General features: G+C 71.9%; 20 protein-coding genes. 5 read left to right on the top strand and 15 right to left on the bottom strand.

Annotation, left to right across the window (positions count from 1 at the left end; translation table 11 throughout):
* The first annotated feature begins 20 nt into the window (after positions 1 to 20).
* Together VET29_RS37395 and VET29_RS37390 are read left to right on the top strand one after the other, a co-directional pair.
* Positions 21 to 602, top strand: coding sequence for a hypothetical protein (locus tag VET29_RS37395; protein ID WP_324929807.1), 582 nt, complete (start codon positions 21 to 23; stop codon positions 600 to 602).
* A gap of 139 nt (positions 603 to 741) precedes the next feature.
* Positions 742 to 1,446, top strand: a complete 705-nt coding sequence (locus VET29_RS37390) for a lysophospholipid acyltransferase family protein (protein WP_324929804.1) — start codon at positions 742 to 744, stop codon at positions 1,444 to 1,446.
* Positions 1,447 to 1,450: 4 nt separating this feature from the next.
* Here the strand turns inward: VET29_RS37390 and VET29_RS37385 are convergent, their stop codons facing one another.
* Genes VET29_RS37385 through VET29_RS37375 form a run of 3 tightly spaced genes read right to left on the bottom strand, consistent with a single transcriptional unit; the run spans position 1,451 to position 2,740 of the window.
* On the bottom strand, positions 1,451 to 2,107 hold the full coding sequence (locus VET29_RS37385) for a cation transporter (protein WP_324929856.1): 657 nt from the start codon (positions 2,105 to 2,107) through the stop codon (positions 1,451 to 1,453).
* Complete coding sequence (locus VET29_RS37380) at positions 2,107 to 2,439, bottom strand: metalloregulator ArsR/SmtB family transcription factor (RefSeq protein ID WP_324929802.1); 333 nt, start codon at positions 2,437 to 2,439, stop codon at positions 2,107 to 2,109. Before VET29_RS37380 ends, VET29_RS37385 begins: the two co-directional genes overlap by 1 nt.
* Positions 2,440 to 2,485: 46 nt before the next feature.
* Positions 2,486 to 2,740, bottom strand: a complete 255-nt coding sequence (locus VET29_RS37375) for a hypothetical protein (protein ID WP_324929799.1) — start codon at positions 2,738 to 2,740, stop codon at positions 2,486 to 2,488.
* A gap of 131 nt (positions 2,741 to 2,871) precedes the next feature.
* Here VET29_RS37375 and VET29_RS37370 point away from each other — a divergent pair, with 131 nt between their 5' ends.
* A complete protein-coding gene (locus tag VET29_RS37370) occupies positions 2,872 to 3,786 on the top strand; it encodes a ribonuclease Z (protein ID WP_324929796.1) in 915 nt (304 codons plus the stop codon).
* Positions 3,787 to 3,810: 24 nt separating this feature from the next.
* Here the strand turns inward: VET29_RS37370 and VET29_RS37365 are convergent, their stop codons facing one another.
* The 7 genes from VET29_RS37365 to VET29_RS37335 all read right to left on the bottom strand — a co-directional run bounded on the left by VET29_RS37365 (position 3,811) and on the right by VET29_RS37335 (position 12,312).
* A complete protein-coding gene (locus VET29_RS37365; RefSeq protein ID WP_324929793.1) occupies positions 3,811 to 4,218 on the bottom strand; it encodes an ankyrin repeat domain-containing protein in 408 nt (135 codons plus the stop codon).
* Positions 4,215 to 6,473, bottom strand: coding sequence for a catalase (locus VET29_RS37360; RefSeq protein WP_324929790.1), 2,259 nt, complete (start codon positions 6,471 to 6,473; stop codon positions 4,215 to 4,217). The genes VET29_RS37365 and VET29_RS37360 overlap by 4 nt, the downstream gene beginning before the upstream one ends.
* A 136-nt stretch (positions 6,474 to 6,609) precedes the next feature.
* Positions 6,610 to 7,383 carry a UDP-3-O-acyl-N-acetylglucosamine deacetylase gene (locus tag VET29_RS37355; protein WP_324929787.1) on the bottom strand — a complete coding sequence of 258 codons (774 nt, stop codon included), beginning with the start codon at positions 7,381 to 7,383 and terminating at the stop codon, positions 6,610 to 6,612.
* Positions 7,380 to 8,378, bottom strand: coding sequence for a UDP-3-O-(3-hydroxymyristoyl)glucosamine N-acyltransferase (lpxD, locus tag VET29_RS37350; RefSeq protein WP_324929784.1), 999 nt, complete (start codon positions 8,376 to 8,378; stop codon positions 7,380 to 7,382). Before lpxD ends, VET29_RS37355 begins: the two co-directional genes overlap by 4 nt.
* The gene (locus tag VET29_RS37345; protein WP_324929781.1) at positions 8,378 to 9,091 is read right to left on the bottom strand and encodes a hypothetical protein; all 714 of its coding nucleotides are present in this window, start codon (positions 9,089 to 9,091) and stop codon (positions 8,378 to 8,380) included. The genes lpxD and VET29_RS37345 overlap by 1 nt, the downstream gene beginning before the upstream one ends.
* 110 nt (positions 9,092 to 9,201) lie before the next feature.
* The gene (locus tag VET29_RS37340) at positions 9,202 to 11,976 is read right to left on the bottom strand and encodes an AfsR/SARP family transcriptional regulator (RefSeq protein WP_324929779.1); all 2,775 of its coding nucleotides are present in this window, start codon (positions 11,974 to 11,976) and stop codon (positions 9,202 to 9,204) included.
* 207 nt (positions 11,977 to 12,183) lie between these two features.
* Positions 12,184 to 12,312, bottom strand: a complete 129-nt coding sequence (locus VET29_RS37335; RefSeq protein WP_324929777.1) for a hypothetical protein — start codon at positions 12,310 to 12,312, stop codon at positions 12,184 to 12,186.
* Positions 12,313 to 12,947: 635 nt separating this feature from the next.
* On the opposite strand from VET29_RS37335, the gene VET29_RS37330 reads away from it, so the two are divergent.
* A complete protein-coding gene (locus VET29_RS37330) occupies positions 12,948 to 13,685 on the top strand; it encodes a hypothetical protein (RefSeq protein ID WP_324929775.1) in 738 nt (245 codons plus the stop codon).
* A 25-nt stretch (positions 13,686 to 13,710) separates the two neighbouring features.
* Here the strand turns inward: VET29_RS37330 and VET29_RS37325 are convergent, their stop codons facing one another.
* From VET29_RS37325 to VET29_RS37310, 4 genes are read right to left on the bottom strand one after another with little or no spacing between them, the layout of a single operon-like run.
* Positions 13,711 to 14,214: a DinB family protein gene (locus VET29_RS37325; protein WP_324929773.1), complete on the bottom strand. Its 504-nt coding sequence runs from the start codon at positions 14,212 to 14,214 to the stop codon at positions 13,711 to 13,713.
* 12 nt (positions 14,215 to 14,226) lie between these two features.
* Positions 14,227 to 15,354: an aromatic ring-hydroxylating dioxygenase subunit alpha gene (locus VET29_RS37320; RefSeq protein ID WP_324929771.1), complete on the bottom strand. Its 1,128-nt coding sequence runs from the start codon at positions 15,352 to 15,354 to the stop codon at positions 14,227 to 14,229.
* Entirely contained in the window at positions 15,351 to 16,520 is a 1,170-nt protein-coding gene (locus tag VET29_RS37315; RefSeq protein WP_324929769.1) for an NAD(P)/FAD-dependent oxidoreductase, read from the bottom strand. The genes VET29_RS37320 and VET29_RS37315 overlap by 4 nt, the downstream gene beginning before the upstream one ends.
* Positions 16,520 to 16,831, bottom strand: coding sequence for a bifunctional 3-phenylpropionate/cinnamic acid dioxygenase ferredoxin subunit (locus VET29_RS37310; RefSeq protein ID WP_324929767.1), 312 nt, complete (start codon positions 16,829 to 16,831; stop codon positions 16,520 to 16,522). Before VET29_RS37310 ends, VET29_RS37315 begins: the two co-directional genes overlap by 1 nt.
* Before the next feature lie 119 nt (positions 16,832 to 16,950).
* Here VET29_RS37310 and VET29_RS37305 point away from each other — a divergent pair, with 119 nt between their 5' ends.
* A complete protein-coding gene (locus VET29_RS37305) occupies positions 16,951 to 17,721 on the top strand; it encodes an IclR family transcriptional regulator (protein ID WP_324929765.1) in 771 nt (256 codons plus the stop codon).
* Positions 17,722 to 17,779: 58 nt separating this feature from the next.
* On the opposite strand, the gene VET29_RS37300 is transcribed toward VET29_RS37305, so the two are convergent.
* Complete coding sequence (locus VET29_RS37300) at positions 17,780 to 19,222, bottom strand: aldehyde dehydrogenase family protein (RefSeq protein ID WP_324929763.1); 1,443 nt, start codon at positions 19,220 to 19,222, stop codon at positions 17,780 to 17,782.
* Between the last annotated feature and the right edge of the window lie 8 nt (positions 19,223 to 19,230).

Raw genomic sequence — 19,230 nt, 5'->3', positions numbered from 1 at the left:
GGCGTCGTGAGGGGTGGTCGTTGAAGGCGTTGTTGTCGCGGGTGGCCAGTCCGGCCGGGTTCGGGCTGACGCTGGTGTTGTTCTTCCTGCTGCCGTTCCTGTCCGTCTCCTGTGACGTGCCGGACGTGGGCAGGTCGGGGCTCGACTACACCGGCACGCACCTGGTCACCGGCGCCAAGCCGGACTGGGTGTCCACCCCCGAGGTCGACGACCTGCTCGGCCCACCCAACCCGAACGACGTGCCGGACGCCGGCGTCGAGGTACTCGCGGTCATCATCGTCGTGCTGGCCGCCGCGGGCCTGGTCGCCGGCCTGCTGCCGCGGGTCAGGGCCCGGATGTACGGCAGCGCGGCCCTCGCCGCCGCCACGCTCGCCGCGGCCGTCGTCACCCTGGTCGTCGCACGGTCCAACCTGCGGTCCGCCCTCCTCCCCCAGGCCCGGCAGATCGCCGCCGACTCGCCCCGGGAGCGCCTGGACCCGGACTCCCTCGTGGCCCAGGCACTGCACGTCGAGCTGGGCTTCTGGCTCGTCGTCGGCGTGCTCGCACTGGTCCTGCTGTTCAACGCCGGCACCGTGTTCCTGTCCAGACGCGCCGCACGGTAGGCGCGCCGGTGACGGTGCGTCCGCGTGCTCCGGTCACTGTGTGATCGGTTACGTCACAGGCCTGCTACCAGCACGAACGCCACGCAGCAGGGATGATGGGGTCAACCCATAACGGACAGTGTGCGTGAAGTGAGGCTCTGTGGAACTCGTCTACCCGCCGGTGATCCTCGCCTGCAAGACCCTCTTCCGGGTCCTCGACCTGAAGCTGGACATCAAGGGCGCCGAACGCATACCGGCCACCGGCGGGGCGGTGCTCGCCTGCACGCACGTCAGCTACCTGGACTTCATCTTCTGCGGCCTGGCGGGCCTGCCGGCCAAGCGCAGGACGCGGTTCATGGCCAAGCACCAGATCTTCGCCAACCGCGTCGCGGGGCCCCTGATGCGCGGCATGCGGCACATCCCGGTCGACCGTGCCGCGGGTCAGGGCTCCTATCGGGAGGCGGTGACGGCGCTGACGGCCGGCGAGGTCGTCGGCGTCTTCCCCGAGGCGACGATCAGCCAGTCGTTCACCGTGAAGTCGATCAAGACGGGGGCGGTGCGGATGGCCGCGGAGGCCGGGGTGCCGATCATCCCGGTGACGGTCTGGGGCAGCCAGCGGCTGTGGACCAAGGGGCACCCGAAGAACCTCACCCAGCGCCACGTGCCGATCCTGATCCGGGTCGGCGAACCGTTCCAGCCGTCCCCGCAGGACGACCCGGAGGTCACCACCGCCGACCTGCGCGCGCGGATGTCCGCGCTGCTCGACGCGGCACAGCGCGACTACCCCGAGACACCGGAGCCCGGCGCGTTCTGGCTGCCGGCCCACCTGGGCGGGTCCGCGCCCGCCCCGGAGCCGGCGCACTGACCGGTCACGGAGTGCAGCACGCACACCCGGCGGACTCGACCGGGGCACAGCACGCCTCGCCGCGCCATGCCTGCCGGCCCTCCCTGACCGCGACCGCGGCGATCACCAGTGCGGCCAGCGGGTCCGCCCACGACCACCCGAAGAGACCGTTGAGTCCCAACCCCACCAGGAGCACGGCGGAGAGGTAGGTGCACAGCAGCGTCTGCTTCGAGTCCGCCACCGCGCTGGCCGAGCCCAGCTCACGGCCGGCACGCCGCTGCGCGTAGGACAGGCCGGGCATCACGGCGAGGCTGACCGCCGCCAGCACGACCCCCACCGTCGAGTGCCCGGCCGCCGCGCCGCCGGCCAGCGCCCGCACCGACTCCACCGTCACGTACGCGGCCAGGGCGAAGAACGACACCGCGATGACCCGCAGGGCCGTCCGCTCCCGAGCCTCGCGGGCGGCGTGGCCGCGGGCGGAGAACTGCCACGCGACGGCCGCCGCCGAGGACACCTCGATCACCGAGTCCAGCCCGAACCCGACCAGCGCCGTCGACGACGCGGTCGTGCCGGCCGCGATCGCCACGACGGCTTCCACCACGTTGTAGGTGATGGTGGCCGCGACCAGCCATCGCACGCGGCGGGCCAGCAGCGTGCGCCGCTCCGGCGCCGGCGCGGACATCAGCAGCACCCCTCGGCCTCGGCGCTCGGGCACGCCTGGGGGTCCACGGTGAGCACCACGCCGAGCAGGTCGGCGAGCGCGTGCGCGAGCTTCGGCTCCGCCAGCTCGTACCGGGTCCGCCGGCCCTCCGGCAGGGCCACCACGAGGCCGCAGCCCCGCAGGCAGGCCAGGTGGTTGGACAGCTTGGTGCGGGACACGCCCAGCGCGTCCGCGAGCTCCGCCGGGTAGGCGGGTCCTTCGCGCAGCGCCAGCAGGATCCGGCTGCGGGTGGGGTCGGACAGGGCATGCCCGAACCTGGCCAGTACCTCGGCATGAGTGGCGACGGTCAACACCTGCCGAACAGTACAGCGAAGTCTGAACTCAGAAAAGGCTGAACTATTATCGGCGGCGAGCGACCCAGGAGGCCACACAGCCGCCCGCGGCCGCCATCACCAGGAGCACGCTGTTCACCGCCAGCCCGACGAAGACGAGCACCACGCAGAGCATCAGGACGACCGACCACCCCGGGGGAACGGGAACGCTGTCGCCGATGTCGGATCTGCCCGGTTCCCCGTCGGCGAGCTCCTTCCAGATCTCGCGAAACTGGGAGCGTTCCTCGCCTGTGAGCATGTACCGCTCGTCCGGATGTTCCATGACCTGCTCCTGGAGTCGACTCTTCGGCCGCACATGTGTCGTCTACCAGTCACGTACCCCGACACCCCAGAAGTCAACCCCGGCCATCCGGCGGAGGGGTATGGATCGAATGGGCTTCTAGACTCCGCGGGGTGTCGACACGTGAGCTGGTCGTGCTGGGAACCGCCAGCCAGGCACCGACGCGGCAACGCAACCACAACGGCTACCTGCTCCGCTGGGACGGCACCGGGTTCCTCTTCGACCCCGGCGAGGGCACGCAGCGCCAGATGCTGCTCGCGGGTGTGAGCGCGACCGACGTGCACCGGATCTGCGTCACCCACTTCCACGGCGACCACTGCCTCGGCGTGCCGGGCATCGTGCAGCGGCTGTCGCTGGACCGGGTGGCACACGAGGTGTGCGCGCACTACCCGGCGTCCGGGGCGGAGTACTTCCGGCGGCTGCGGTACGCGACGTCGTTCCACGAGGTGGCGGAGCTGCGGGAGGAGCCGGTCGAGCGGGAGGGCGTGGTGGCCACGGGCTCGTTCGGCACGCTGGAGGCACGGCGGCTGGACCACCGCGTCGAGACGTTCGGGTACCGGCTGGTCGAGCCGGACGGCAGGCGGATGCTGCCCGACGCGCTGGGTGAGCTGGGCATCAACGGCCCGGATGTCGGTGTGCTGCAACGGGAAGGCGTGCTCCGGCACCGCGGGCGGGACGTGCGGCTGGCCGACGTGAGCGTGCCGCGGCCCGGGCAGCGGTTCGCGTTCGTCATGGACACCCGGCTGTGCGACGGCGTGTACGCCCTGGCCGAGGGCGCCGACCTGCTGGTGATCGAGTCGACGTTCCTCGACGCGGACGCGGGTCTCGCCGCCGAGTACGCCCACCTGACCGCCGGGCAGGCGGCGCGGGTGGCCCGGGAGTGCGGCGTGCGCCGGCTGGTGCTGACCCACTTCTCGGGCCGCTACCCGGACCCGCGACCCTTCCACGAGGAGGCGGCCCGCCTCTTCGACGGCGAGGTCGTGGTGGCCGAGGACGTCTCGCGGATCCCGGTGCCGCCGCGGCGGTAGCGCGGCGGCACCGGGAGTAAACGCTCAGCCGCGCGGCGCCTCCAGCAGGGCCAGCATCTCCGGGAGGTCGAAGAAGCGGGCGATGTCCAACGCCGAACGCGGCCCGAGCGCGGGGTCGGCACCGGCGGCCAGCAGGTACCCGACACTGCGCTCGGCCCGGCGGAACACCGCCGCGCCGAGCGCTGTCTGGCCGCGGTCGTTGATCCTCGCGGTGTCCGCGCCCCGGTCGAGCAGCATGCGCACCGTGTCCGGGTGGTCGTGGTAGGCCGCCAGGACGAGCAGCGAGTCGCCGACCTCGTTGGTGAGGTTGACGGGGATCCCGGCGTCGACGGCCGTCACCAGCCGCTCGGTGTCACCGGCGCGGGCCAGGTCGAACATCGACCGGAGCAGGTCGATCTCCTCCTCCGTGAGTGGCGCGGCCTGCCCGGTCACGCGCTGAACCGCTCCCACACCCGGTGGGCGCCCAGCAGCTTCGTCACCTTGCCGAGCACCTCCGTCGGCTCGTCGGCCAGCACGATCCCCGGGCCCGTGGCGCAGCCGGCCGCATCCAGCGCCGCCCGCGCGCCGCCCCAGCCGCCGATCACCTTCGCGTGCCGGAAGCACTCCTGGATCATCAGCACCACCCGCGGGTCGACGGCCCCGTTCGGCACACCGGCCTTCGCGTCCCGCGCCGGCATCGCGTCCGTGCCCGGCGACGGGCTCGTCGCCAGCAGCAACGCGTCGAACTCGACCGACCGGGCCGTCAGGAACGTCCGCTGCGCGACGAGGCCGTCCTCGAGCGGGCCGCCCGTCGGCGCGATCAGCAGCGGCACCATCCCGTCGGCCAGCACCGCCTCGCGGACCGTCCGCACGCCCGCCAGGCTCTTGTCGTCCACGACGATCCCGATGATCCGACCGTCCACCGGCCAGGTCTCGCCAATCTGTGACAGCGCGGGACTCGGCGTCACCCGCTTCGGCCGGCTGGTCGCCGCCGGCGCCGGCAGCCCCAGCCCCTCGGCCACCCGCTCGCACAGCACCGGGTCCACGTTGGCCAGTACCAGCAGCTCCCGCTCCTTCACGGCCTGCTCGTAGCACTTCCCCAGCTCGAACGTGAACCCCAGCACCACGTGCTCCCGCTCGACCGGCGACAGGCTCTGCCAGAACAGCCGCGCCTGTGAGTAGTGGTCCGCGAACGACGCCGGCGACTGCCGTACCTTCCCGGCCCTCGGCAGCGGCTGTGCCACCTCGGCGTACGCCCCGGTCTCGATGGTCGCCTCGAACGGGTTGCCGCCGTCGAGGGTGTTCGGGTGGTACGGGGCCGCGCCCCCGTGTACAGCTTGCTGGTGGAAGCCGTCCCGCAGCATGTCGTTCACCGGCGCGTGCGGGCGGTTGATCGGGATCTGCCCGAAGTTCGGCCCGCCCAGCCGGGTCAGCTGCGTGTCCAGGTACGAGAACAGCCTCGACTGGAGCAGCGGGTCATCGGTCACGTCGATCCCCGGCACCAGGTGTCCGACGTGGAACGCGGACTGCTCGGTCTCCGCGAAGTAGTTCGTGGGGTTGCGGTTGAGCGTGAGCGTCCCGATCGGCTGCACCGGCGCGAGCTCCTCCGGCACCATCTTCGTCGGGTCCAGCAGGTCGATGCCCTCGAACGTCTGCCGCGGCGTGTCGGGGAAGACCTGGATCCCCAGCTCCCACTGCGGGAACGCCCCGGACTCGATGGCGTCGGCGAGGTCGCGGCGGTGGTAGTCGGGGTCGACGCCGGCGAGCAGCTGCGCCTCCTCCCAGACCAGCGAGTGCGTGCCGAGCTTCGGCCGCCAGTGGAACTTCGCGAGCGAGGTCTCCCCCTCCGCGTTGACCAGGCGGAACGTGTGCACCCCGAACCCCTGCATCGTCCGGTACGACCGGGGGATGGCTCGGTCGGACATCTGCCACATCACGTGGTGCGTCGCCTCGGTGTGGGTCGACACGAAGTCCCAGAAACTGTCGTGTGCGCTCTGTGCCTGCGGGATCTCCCGGCCCGGGTGCGGCTTGGCCGCGTGGATGATGTCGGGGAACTTGATCCCGTCCTGGATGAAGAAGACCGGGATGTTGTTGCCCACCAGGTCGAACGTGCCTTCCTGGGTGTAGAACTTCGTCGCGAAACCGCGGGTGTCGCGGGCCGTGTCGGCCGACCCGCGCGACCCGACGACCGTCGAGAACCGCACGAACACCGGCGTCTGCACGCCGTTGCCCAGGAACGGGGCCTTGCAGACCTTCCCCGCCGACCCGTGGCCGACGAACACGCCGTGCGCACCGGCGCCGCGGGCGTGGACGACCCGCTCGGGAATCCGCTCGTGGTCGAAGTGCATGACCTTCTCGCGCAGGTGGTGGTCCTGCAGCAGCGTCGGCCCGCGCTCCCCCGCCTTGAGCGAGTGGTCGGTGTCGTAGAGTCGCGTGCCCTGCGCGGTGGTCAGGTACTCGCCCTGCTGCCCCACCGCCTGCGCCGGTGCGCCGGTCCGCACCCCGGTCGGGGTCACGGTCTCCGGTCCCGCCTGGTCCGACTTCGGCGACAGCGGACCCCGCGGCTCGGTCGGTTCGTCCAACCGGGGCGGTTCGCTGCTCGGCGCGCCGGGGATGGGCGGGTTCGTCAGCTCGACGACCTTCTCCACCGCCTTCTCGAGCGCTGCCTTGACCAGCTTGCCGGGTTTGGTGGGCTTCGTGGGCGCCACTGCGACTCCTTCTTAAATGAATGGTTCGAGTGGCTGTACCCGGTGCGTCCGCCCCTACACACCAGCGCCGGCCGACAGCGGTGAGCGCTGGTCGACCCTGGGACTTCACCCGTTCGTGAACAACACCGCCGCGGGCTCACGTCGTCGGTCGGGTGACCGCCAGTCGGGTGGCCATGCGGACGTTCGCCGTGTGGCCGCTGAAGGACGCCGTGACGTCGAGCAGGCCGGGCGGGATGCCGGTCAGGTACAGGTCGCCGACGAGGTCGAGCAGCTTGTGCCTGGCCGGCTCGTCCGGGAACCGCGGTGTGCTCGCGTAACCGTCCCGGTCCAGCAGCAGGACCGACGACCTGTCGAGGCCCCGCCCCAGCCCCTGCGCGACCAGGTCCGGTACCTGGCCGGCGAAGGCGAACGTCCGCGCCGGAGCGACCTGAGCCGGATAGTCGCGAGGCAGTCGGCAGGTGAACGTCTGTGTGCCGTCGCCGTGCCGGAAGGTGTAGCTCCACACCCCGCTCCCGGCGACGACCCTGATCGAGCCCCCCGCCTCCTCGACCACGACCTCGTCCCGCGGCACCGGCACCTCGGCCTCGTCGAGTGGTTGCGTCGGCAGGACGTACTCGGCGGAACTGCCGTCGAGCGCCGGCAGTTCCGGGTAGGACAGCTCGACCTCGGCATCCGTCACGCCCGCGCCGGCGAACGCGCTCATCAGGTGCTCGACGGTGGCGATGTGACCCAGCGTCGTGTGCCAGCGGGTGGCGGTGACCGCGGCGGGCCCCGCGGGCACGCGCGAACCGTCGCAGCGAAACGCGATCCCGCTGTCGGCGGGATGGATCCGCACCGTGACGGGTCGTCCGGAGTGGAGCCCGAACCCGGTGAACATCACCGGTGCCAGCACGGTCCGGCGACGGATCATTCCGCCAGCAGCCGTTCCAGCCGCTGGAGGCGATCACGCAGCCGGGGCAGCTCGGCCAGTGCGGCCGAGATCCGCAAGCCGTCCGGTCGGGCCGGAAACCCGTAGTGCACAACGGGTTCGGCGATGTCCCGGCTCGCGAGGGCCCGCACCGCCATGGTCACCTCGTCACCCACGGACACGTGATCGGCGACACCGCTCTGCCCGGCCATGGTGACCCGCCGGCCGACGACCGCGCTCCCGGCGATCCCGGCCTGGCCGCAGATCACCGAGTGCGGCCCGATTCGCGCGTTGTGCCCGATCTGGACGAGGTTGTCCACCTTGACCCCGCTCGCGACCGTGGTGGTGCCGCTGGTCGCCCGGTCGACGGCCGAACCCGCGCCGATCTCCACGTCGTCGCCGATGCGCACCCCGCCGACCTGCTCGATCTTGACCTGCCGCGTCCCGTCCCACGCGAACCCGAAACCGTCCGCGCCGAGCACCGCGTGCGCGTGCACCACGCACCGCGCCCCGACGTGCACGTCCTGGTAGAGCACGACATGCGGGTACAACACGGTGTCCGGCCCGACGACACAGTCCTCGCCGACGTAGCAGAACGGGAAGACCCGCGCCCCGGCGCCGATGTGCGCGCCGCGCTCCACCACGGCGTACGGCCCGACCGAAGCGCCCGGCGCCACCACGGCCGCGGGATCGACCACCGCGGTCGGATGTGTCCCGGCCGGCAGGGGAAGCGGACGCCGGCACAGCGCCAGGAACCGGGTGAACGCCGCCCCGGGGTCCTCCGCGTACAGACACGGCCGCTCGACCGTCAGGCCGGGCGGCAGGATCAACGCGCCCACCGCATGCCGCGCCGCCACCCGCGCGTACCTCGGCCCGGCGCAGTAGGCGAGACCCTGTGGATCGTCGGAGTCGTACGGCACCGGCCGTGCCACCACGAAGTCCGGCGCCGAGACGGCCGAGGCGCCCAGCAGGGGCGCCAACTCACCCAGAGTCCACATCAGGCCGACTCCCGAACCCGGTTGAACGCGCTGATCCCTCGCCGGGACGGCATGCCGAGGAACTCGGCGAGCTGGCCGGCGAGCCCCGCGCGATCGTCCACGGGCCGCCCGTCGCGCAGGCGGTTGTACGCCTGCCGAAGCACCCGGCGGTCCTCGGCCGACACCCCGGCCCGCCGCAGCCCCACCGCGTTCAGCGCGCGGTGCGTGGCCGGGTTGCCGTCGACCGCGCAGAACGGCAGCACGTCCCGCGTCACCTTCGCGAAGCCGCCGACCATGGCCCGGCGACCGATCCGCACATGCTGGTGCACCGCGGACATCCCGCCGATCACCGCGTCGGGTCCGACGGAGACGTGCCCGGCGAGCACCGTGTGCTGCGCCACCACGACCCGGTCCCCCACCTGCGCGTCATGGCCGACGTGCACCTGGCCCATGATCAGGCACGCCGCGCCGATGCGCGTCGGGGTGTCCGGGACCGTCGCCCGATGCACGATCACCGCCTCGCGGATCACCGTGTCCGGCCCGACCTCCAGCCAGGTCACGCCGCCCGCGAAGGACAGGTCCTGCGGATCGCCGCCGAGCACCGCGTGCGCGTCGACCCGAACCCCCCGCGCCAGGCGGACATGCGGGTGCACCACGGCGTACGGCCCGATCACGACGTCGTCGGCGATGACCGCGTCGCTCGACACGACGGCGGTCGGATGCAGATGAACCAAAGCCTTACCCCCTGGCACCATCCTGGCACACCAGGCTGGGCGGGCGTGCCGTTCGGCACGGCGGACGACTCCGGCCCGCGGCCGCGTCCTCTCGACGGACCGCGTAGGGCTCAGTCCTGGTCGGCGAGGCGAGCCTCCACCTTGGCCGCCGCCTGGCGGAGGTTCTGGGCCCGGTACAGGGCGATCGCGCGGCGCCACGCCCGCCGGGCCCGGTCGGGGTCGGCGTCCTTGGCGTGGATGTCGCCGATGGCGGTCAGCGTGCCGGCCTCGCGGAACGTGTTGTCCAGGCCGTGCCACAGCGCCAGCGCCGCCCCGTAGTGCGCGAGCGCCTCCTCGGACCGTCCACTGTGGACGACGAGGGCGCCGAGCGTCTCCAGGCTGTCCGCCTGTCCGTACTCGTCGTCGTGCTCCCGGCACAGCTCCAGCGCGCACTCGGCGCACTCCCGTGCCTGCTCGTGGTCACCGAGGCTGAGGTGGCACGCGCCCTGCATGCTCAGCGCCCGGATCTCCCACATCGCGCCGCCCGCCTCGCGGTACAGGTCACGTGCGCTGATGACGTGCGGCAGCGCCTTGCGGTAGTCCTCCTGCTGCTTCCACGCGTACGCGAGGATGAAGTGCACCCCGGCCTGTCCGAGGACGTCGCCGATCTTCTCCGCCAGGGTGAGCGACTGCCCCAGGTGGTACAGCCACACCTCCTGTTCCCCCAGCGGGGTGTACACCAACCCCAGCCTGCGGTGCGCCCGCGACTGAACCGCCACGTTCCCCAGCCGTTGCGCCGCCGCCAGACCGGCCGTCCACGCCGCGATGCTGTCGTGCACCGAGCCCCGCCGGTAGGTGAAGTTGTCCAGCGTCCACGCCAGCTGCCACACCGCCGTGTCCCACCCGGCCCCCTCCGCGGCCGCCAGCGCCGCCAGCACGCACCGCTGGTTGACGTCGAACCACTCCATGGCCGCCGTGTCGTCGGGCAGGTCCTCCGGCTCGCAGTGGCTGGCCGGCACGCCGATGTCGATCGGCGGGAACTGCTGGTCGAGCTGGCCACTCGCGCGGTACGCCGTGTGCAGGTAGAAGTCCACGGACCGGCGCAGCGCGGCGCGGCGGTCCTCGGCCGGCTCGTCGGCCAGTGCCACGGCGTGCGCGTGCTGACGCACCAGGTCGTGCAGGCGGTACCGGCCGGCGGCCGGCTCCTGCACCAGGTGGTCGTCGACCAGGACGTCCAGCGACCACGCGGCGTCGCCCCGGTTGACCGCGGCCAGCGCGGCGGCCGCGCTCACGTCGATGTCGGGGCCCGCGTGGATGCCTAGTAACCGAAACATCCGCCGCTGCGCGGCATCCAGGTTCTCGTACGACAACGCGAACGCGGCCGCCACGCTGCGGTCGCCGGCCGACAGCTCCGCGAGCGGCGAACCAGCCTGGCGCAGCCGGTCCGCCAGGTGCCGCACGGTCCACGCCGGCCGCGACCGCAGCCGCGCCGCCGCGATCCGGATGGCCAGCGGCAGGTTGCCGCACAGCCCTACGACCTCCCGCACGGCGTCGGCCTCGGTCGTCACGCGCTCCGCCCCGACGATCCCGATGAACAGCTCGAGCGCGTCGGCCTCCGGCAGCACGTCCAGCGACATGATGTGCGCGGTCTCGAGGTCGACCAGCCTGCGCCGGCTGGTGATCAGCGCGAGGCTCCGCCCGGTCCCCGGCAGCAGGGGGCGCACCTGCCTGGCGTCGGCGGCGTTGTCCAGCACCACGAGCAGGGACCGCGCGGCCAGCTCCGCCCGCCACCGCGCGGCACGCGCGTCCACGTCGTTCGGGATCTCCTCGCTCGGCACGCCCGCCGCCCGCAGCAGCATGTCCAGCGCCGTCAGGGGCGCGAGCGGCGGCTGGTTCGACGCGTGGCCGTGCAGGTCGACGAACAGCTGCCCGTCGGGGTAGCGCTCGGCGAGGCGGTGGGCGGCATGCACGGCCAGGGTGGTCTTGCCGACGCCGGCCATCCCGTCCAGTGCCTCGATCACCAGCGTCGCCGACCCCGGCACGCCCGCGGCCAGCAACCGGGCCAGCTCCGCCCTGCGGCCCGCGAAGTCCGCGATGTCACCGGGCAGGTCGTTGCGGGCCGGCGGCCGGGCGGGTGGGCCCGAGGGCACGGCGGCGAGCCGGTCGTCGTTCTCCAGCACCTGCCGGTGGATCTCGACCAGCGTCGGCGACGGGTCCAGGCCGAACCGCTCGACCAGCACCGTGCGTGCCCGGACGAACACCTCCAGCGCGTCGGCCTGCCGGCCGGCCCGGTAGAGGGCTCGCATCAGCTGTCCCCACAGGCGGTCGTGCCCCGGATGCTGCTCGGTGAGCCCGGTCAGCTCGGCAACCAGCTCGGCACCCGCGCCGGCGGCCAGCTGCGCGTCGATCCGGTCGGCCACCGCGGACAGTCGCATGCCCTGCAGCCGCCCGGCCTCCGCACGCAGGCTGGTGATGTCGCCGAACTCGCCGTAGGCGTCGCCGTGCCACAGCGACAGCGCACGCGTCAGGTGCTCGACGGCGAGCACGGGCTCGGCGGGCAACGCCTGGCGACCGGCCGCGACCAGCTCCTCGAAGCGGGCGGAGTCCACCACGCCGGGTGCCGGGCGCAGCACGTAACCGGCCGGGTGGGTGACCACGGCCAGCGAGTCCCCGGCCGGCGTCAGCGACTGGCGCAGCCGCGACACGTACGTCCGCACCGACCGGTGCGCGCCCGGCGGCTCGTCATCCCCCCACAGCGCGCCGACGAGCGTGCCGATCGTGGTCACCCGCCCCGCGTTCGCGATCAACATCGCGAGCAGGGTGCGGATCCTGGTTCCCCCCAGGTCAAGCACGTCCTCGCCCACCCGCACTTCCAGCGGGCCGAGCACCTGGACCAGTGCGTCCATGCCCATAGAGGAACACCTAGATCGTGCGTAGATACCGAAACTGTCGACGAATTGTGGACGGATCGCAAACCACCGGTGGAACGGTGTGTGTGTCACCGTTCCAGACTCGAGAGGCGGCCCATGGCGATCGTCCGGCTGAAGTGGGCCAGCAACGCGGCAACCGGCATCCACCTGATGCCCGGTCTCTCGTCGCCGTGGCTTGCTCGCCTACTTCGGGTGGACGACATTACCGGTGACACCCGCGCGGCTGATCTTGCCCTCCCCGCCGGCGCCTCGGTCACCCGCACCCCGCAGGTGAGACCGGGTGCCGGTCGCGTCGCCGTGCCGCCCAGGCACGGCCGCACCATTCAGCGTGGCGCCGCGGGCTGGGGCCGCGGTGCCGCGCTACCGCCCGACGGGTCTGTCCCCGTCGCCGGTGGCAGCGCTCACCGCTCCGCTGGAGGCACGACCGCACCGCGGTCGGTGGAGCGGTCGGACCCCGGCCGGAGCGAGTGGCGCCCCGCCGCCGTCATGACTGACGCGCGGACTGCCCAAACGGCGCTGCCGCTCGCCGACGACGGGGTCGTGCTGGTCGTCGGCGGCGCTCAACCGGTCGGCGCCGCCGGCGACCAGGCACTCGCGTGCCGCGAGTGCCACGACGACGAGCACGACAGATCGCGGCCCACCGGCATTCTTCCGCGTGGGCGCATGCGGTCATCACGATCTCCGGTTCCGCGGCGGCGCCTCGAACAGGCCCCCCAAACCCCGGCGTCGCCGCGGGGCCGGACCCAACAGCACGCCGTCCCCCTACGGATGGGCCCGGCAGAACAATCGTCCTGATATCGCGGCAATCGAGGTCCTGAAGCGGAACGAACAATCCCACCGGAATCAGGCGGGAATTCCTGCGCCGACGGCTGCCCCTTCGTGCTCCCGACCGCCCGACGAAGCGTCCTACCCTCCGAAGAAAGTCTCGGACTTCTTTGGGAGGATCAATGGGACACATCATTCTCGGACACGGCAGCCTGACCCCGGAAGGATACTCCTTTCAGGACGGAATGGATACGGTCGCGGTGCCGCCGGGAACGACCATGCAGTTCTTCGCCGACGCCGGACAGGGCCTCGTGGTGACCAAGGATCTTCTGATCAACTGGGACTCGCTCGAGGCGCCGTGGCCGGCGTTGACGTCCGAGAACGTCACCTACAACCTCGGTATCGGAAAGTTCGGCAACGACGCCGACGGGCTCGGCAGGTGGCTGGCCGCGGCGCAGGGCACGCAGGAGCACACCATCCACGTCCCGGGAGTGATCGGTGACGTGCAGGACGACGACCTGCTCTGCACCGGCGCGGCCGGGCAGTGCCCGCGGGACCCGCGGGACCAGCAGGCCCATTCGTGCAACGGGATTCTCGCCCGGCTCACCGGAGACCTGTACTGGATCGCCTGCACGTCACTGGCTCTGCCCCGACCGTCCGACGAGGAAGGCGGGATGACCGAGGAGGAGGTCAGCGGGATGCGCGCGGTGGTGGACGCCGCGCTGGGCAACCGCCCGCACGACGCCGTCCTGGGCGCCGACCCCGACGACCTGATGGCGGCGACGATCCAGCTGCTCGACCACTACGACAAGGAGATCGACTTCCAGGCCTACTTCTACGTCATGCTCTCCGCGGAACAGCGGGCCATCGTCAGCCAGGACAACCGCGTCCGGGAATGGCTGGAGACCCACCCGGTCTGAGGGGTGGTTCCTTTCTTCGCGAGGGTCAGGCGCCGGTCACGCCGTCGATGCCCTCGCGGAGGAAGTCGGCGTGACCGTTGTGGCGGGCGTACTCGTGCATCATGTGCATCATCACCAGCCTGAGCGACACGTGCTCGTCCCAGCGGGGGTTGTAGGCGGTCACGTCCAGGGACTCGGCCTCGCGTTCGATGCGGCGGGCGTGTGCCACCTCGGTCTCCCAGGCGGCGAACGCCTCGGCCCGGGTGCCGTCCGCCGGGTCGTACGCGACCTGGTAGTCGCCGTCGGCCGACCACACCAGGGGGATGTCCTCGCCGTTGATGATCTTCCGGAACCACGTCCGCTCGACCTCGGCCATGTGCCGGACCAGGCCGAGCAGCGACAGCGTCGACGGCGGCATCGACCTCCTGCGCAGGTCCTCATCGGACAGTTCCGCGCACTTCATCGCCAGGGTCGCGCGGTGGAACTCCAGGAAGCCGCGCAGCATCTCCCGCTCGTCGGCGATCAGGGGCGGTGTGGGACGGGCATCCATGCCCGCAGTCTCTCACCCGGGCTGTCGGGCCAGGCGGGTGGTCACCCACTCGTGGAACGCGGCGATGTGGTGCTCGGTCGGCACCAGCACGCCGCCCCTGGCGTACACGCGGGACGACATCGCCGGCTGGCACCGCTCGCAGGCGTCGAAGTCCTGCTGGTTGACGCGGTGGAACAGCTCCACCGACCGGGACACGTCCCGGCCCGTCGCCACGACCTCCTTGCTGTACAACCAGTCGCACTCGACGATCGTGCGGTCCGCGGCCACCGGGTACATGCGGTGGAGGATCACGTGGTCCGGCACCAGGTTGATGAACACCTGCGGGTTGACGGTCACCGCGTAGTAGCGGCGGTCCTGGTCCTCGGTGAGCCGCGCCAGCTTGCCGAAGCCCTCGCCGCCGTCGACCGTGAAGCCCCGCGCCTCGGTGGCGAACTCGGCGCCGTGGCCGACGTAGTACTGCGCCGCGTAGCCGTCGGCGAACTCCGGCAGCACCTCGGTCAGCTCGGGGTGGATCGTCGCGCAGTGGTAGCACTCCATGAAGTTCTCGACGATCAGCTTCCAGTTCGCGGCCACGTCGTAGACGATCCGCCGGCCGACGGCCAAGTCGTCGACCTCCCAGCGGTCGATCAGCGCCGCGTCGCCGAGGCGCTCGGTGGCCGCGCCGACCACGGTGTCCTCGAAGGACGGTGGGTCGTCGGCGAGGCACACCCAGGCGTAGCCGAGCCATTCGCGGAGGTGGACGCCGACGAGGCCGTACTCGACGCGGTCGATGTCGGGCATCCTGGTGAGGTTCGGCGCGGCGACCAGCCTGCCGTCCAGCCCGTAGGTCCAGGCGTGGTACGGGCACTGGAGCGAGCGCTTGACCTCACCCGTCTCGTCGACACACAGCTTCGCGCCACGGTGGCGGCAGACGTTGAAGAACGCCCGCAGCCGGCCGTCCCGGCCCCGGACCAACAGGACGCTCTCCCGTCCGACCTGGACGGTCCTGAACCTGCCCGGCGTGTCGATCTCGCCGGCACGGGCGGCGGCGAACCAGTGCCGTTCGAAGATCCTTTCCTGTTCCAGCGCGAAGATCGCGGGGTCGGTGTAGTGGTCGCCGGGGAGGGTGGCGAGGAGGCTGGGCGGCAGGCTGATCGTCATCGGACCACCTCCGGTTCTGGCGCGACCAGTTGACGGCGCAGGCGGCCGAAGAGCTTGGGCCGGTCAAGGGCGAGGACGGCGACCGGCCGGCCGGCCCGCCGGTAGACGGCGCAGAAGGAGCGGGAGTCCGGGTCGCCGTCGACGACCTCGACGGTGTCCCCGGGCCGGCGGTGTCCGGCGAACTGCAGCCGGACGCCGTACTGGTCCGACCAGAAGTACGGAGGCGCGGGGCGGAGGTCGGCCCGGCGGCCGAGGAGGGTGGCGGCGGCGACGGCGGGTTGCTGGAGCGCGTTGGTCCAGTGTTCGAGCCGCAACGCCTCACCGGCGAACGGGTTGTGCGCCGACGCGCAGTCCCCGACGGCGACGACGCCGGGAATGCTGGTGGCACACCGGGCATCGGTGCGCACACCCGCGCCGGTCTCGATGCCGGAGCCGGCGAGCCACTCGATGTTCGGGGTGGCGCCGATGCCACAGACGACCGTCGCGGCGGACAGCTCGCGGCCGTCGGCCAGCCGCACGGCCTCGGTCCGGGAGCCACCGACGAACCCGACCACGCCCACCCCGGTGACGAGCGTCGTGCCGTTGTCCTGGTGGAGGGCGGCGACGTGCCCGCCCATCTCCTCGCCCAGTGGACCCGCCAGGGGCGTCGGCAGGATCTCCACCACCGTCACGTCGAGACCGAGCGCCCGGGCCGTCGACGCCACCTCCGCGCCGATGAAGCCCGCGCCGATCACCACCACGGGACCGCCCGCGAGGAGGTCGGCCCGCAGCGCCACCGCGTCGTCCAGGGAGCGGAGGGTGTGCACGTCCACCAGCGCGGAACCCCGCGGGGTTCGTGCCCGCGCACCCGTCGCGAGCACGACGCCGTCCGAGACCAGCTCCTCGCCGCTGTCCAGCACCACCGCGCGGCGGGCGGGGTCGAGGCGCGCGGCGGTGGTCCCGAGGCGCCAGTCCAGGTCCAGCCCGGCGTCATCCTCGGTGGACAGTGCGATGTCGGCCAGGCCTGCCTTTCCGGCCAGGAACTCCTTCGACAGGGGCGGCCGGTCGTAGGGCTCGTGCCGTTCGTCGCCGACGACGGTGATCCGGCCGTCGAAGGACTCGGCGCGTAGTGCGCGTGCGGCGGAGAGGCCGGCGAGTGACGCGCCGACGATCGTCACCGAGCGCATCAGGCCACTGCCGCTGACACGCAGACGTACACCTGGCCGTCCTCGACCACGACCTTGTGGGTGCGGACCGGTTTCTTCGCGGGTGGGCCGGCCGGTTCGCCGGTTCGCAGGTCGAAGCAGCTGGCGTGCAGCGGGCACTCGACCGTGCGGCCCTCCAGCCAGCCGTCCGCCAGCGACGCGTCCTGGTGGGTGCAGGTGTCGTCGATGGCGTAGAAGGCGCCCTCGACGTTGAATACGGCTATCGGGACCTCGGCCTCGACTCTTACGGCCTCACCGTCCGGCAGGTCGCCAACCGCGCATACCGGGATCATCTACCCTCCGTTGCGTGATCCACAACAGCCACTGCTATGCGCAACAACTGTGAGGCTTGCCCGGGGACGCGTCAAGAGGCCTACCAGGGGAAAACGTGACGGCTGGGTAAAGTTGCGGCATGAGCAACGAACAGCCGGCCGTACAGGTGCAGTCTGTCGACCGTGCGCTGGCGATTCTCGACCTGCTCGCCCGCCGCGGCGAGGCCGGTGTGACCGAGATCGCCGCCGAGCTCGACGTGCACAAGTCGACCGCGTTCCGGCTGGTCGGCGCGCTGGAGAACCGTCAGCTCGTCGAGCAGGTCAGCGACCGGGGGAAGTACCGGCTCGGCTTCGGCATCATCCGCCTGGCCGGCGCGACCACCGCGTCCCTCGACCTCTCGCGCGAGGGGCAGCCGGTGTGCGAGCGCCTGGCGGAGGAGCTGGACGAGACGGTGAACGTGGCCATTCTGGACACCGGCGCGGCGACGAACATCACCCAGTCGTATGGTTCCGCGGCCGTGACCACCCGCAACTGGATCGGGCAGCGCACGCCACTGCACGCCACGTCCAGCGGCAAGGTCCTCCTGGCGTGGGCGGAAGGCAAGATCCTGGAGGACGCACTGGACACTTTGGAGCGGTTCACCCCCAACACGATCACGAGCCGCTCGAAGCTGTTGGCCGAGCTGAAGCGGACCCGTGAGCGCGGCTGGGCCGCCACGAACGAGGAGCTGGAGATCGGCCTCAACGCCGTGGCGGCGCCGATCCGCGGTGCCGAGGGCACGGTGGTGGCGGCGGTGAGCGTGTCGGGCCCGGCGTACCGCCTGACGGCCGACTCGTTCGAGTCGGTGACGAAGAAGCTCCGCGCGGGCGCGGAGGAGATCTCGAGCCGGATCGGCTACTTCGGGGACTGACCGCGGTGTTCGGGCTTTCCCGCAACGCCGCCGGACCCACTACCGGCGGCCGGCCTGTCTAGCTCTCCGGCCCTGACGGGTCGTCCTCCGTGGCGAACCAGTTCTCCGGGCGCGGTGCGGTGTTCTCGTAGATGTGCTTCGCCTCCTGGTACTCGGCGAGGCCCGTCGGGCCCAGCTCCCGGCCGGTGCCCGAGTGCTTGAAGCCACCCCACTCGGCCTGCGGCAGGTACGGGCCGAAGTCGTTGATCCACACCGTCCCGTGCCGCAGCCGGCTCGCGACCCGCCGCGCCCGCGCCCGGTCACCGGTCCACACCGCGCCTGCCAACCCGTACTCGGTGTCGTTCCCCAGCTCCACGGCCTCGTCCTCGGTCGTGAAGGTCTCGACCGTCAGGATGGGGCCGAACGTCTCCTCCCGCACGATGCTCATGTCGCGCCGGCAGTCGTCGAAGATCGTCGGCAGGTAGAAGAACCCGGCCCGGAGTTCCGGCGCGTCGGGGCGCCGGCCGCCGGTCAGCAGCGTCGCGCCCTCGGCGATCCCGGCCGCCACGTGCCGCTCCACCTTCGCGCGGTGTTCCGCGGACACCAGGGGCCCGCTTCGGCTGTCCGGAGCCAGGCCGTTGCCCAGACGGATCTTCTCCGCCCGCCGCACCAGCTCCGCCACGAACTCGTCGTGCAGGTCGGCGTGCACGATCAGTCTCGTACCGGCCGAGCACACCTGGCCGGCGTGCAGGAACACGCCGGTCAGCGCGTGATCCACGGCGGCCTCGAAGTCCGCGTCCGGGAACACGATGTTCGGGTTCTTGCCGCCCAGCTCCAACGCGATCTTCTTCACCGTGTCGGCCGCCGACCGCATGATCGCCCTGCCCGTCGCCAGGCCGCCCGTGAACGACACCAGGTCGACCTCCGGGGCACTCGTCAGCACCGGGCCCACCTCCGGCCCCGCGCCCAGGACCAGGTTCACCACTCCGGCCGGCACGCCCGCCCGCTCGATCAGCTCCACCAGCCTGACCGTGGTCAGCGGTGTGACCTCGCTCGGCTTGACCACGACCGTGTTGCCGGCCGCCAGTGCCGGGGCGATCTTCCACGACGCCTGCAGCAGCGGGTAGTTCCACGGCGTGATCAGCACGCACACCCCGACCGGCTCGTACACGACCCTGCTGACCACGCCCGGACCGGCGTCGACCGCGCGGGTGTGGTCCCGCACCGCCAGGCCGGCGTAGTACCGGAACACCGAGACCACGTCGTCGACGTCGATCTCGCTCTCCGCCAGGGTCTTGCCGGTGTCGACCGTCTCCCAGCGGGCGAGGTCGGACCTGTCGTGCACCAGCAGGTCGGCCACCCGGGTGAGCAACGCGGCACGTTCCTCGGGAGTCCACTGTGGCCACTCGCCGGAGTCGAACGCGACCCGCGCGGCACGCACGGCGGCCCGCGCCTCGGCGGGGGTGGCGTCGGCGAGCTTCGCGATGACCGCCTGGTTGAACGGGTTGATGATCTCGCGCATGCCCCTCC

This window comes from Actinophytocola sp., assembly GCF_035634895.1.
Taxonomy (GTDB): domain Bacteria; phylum Actinomycetota; class Actinomycetes; order Mycobacteriales; family Pseudonocardiaceae; genus Actinophytocola.
This window is presented reverse-complemented; position numbering and strand designations above follow the sequence as displayed.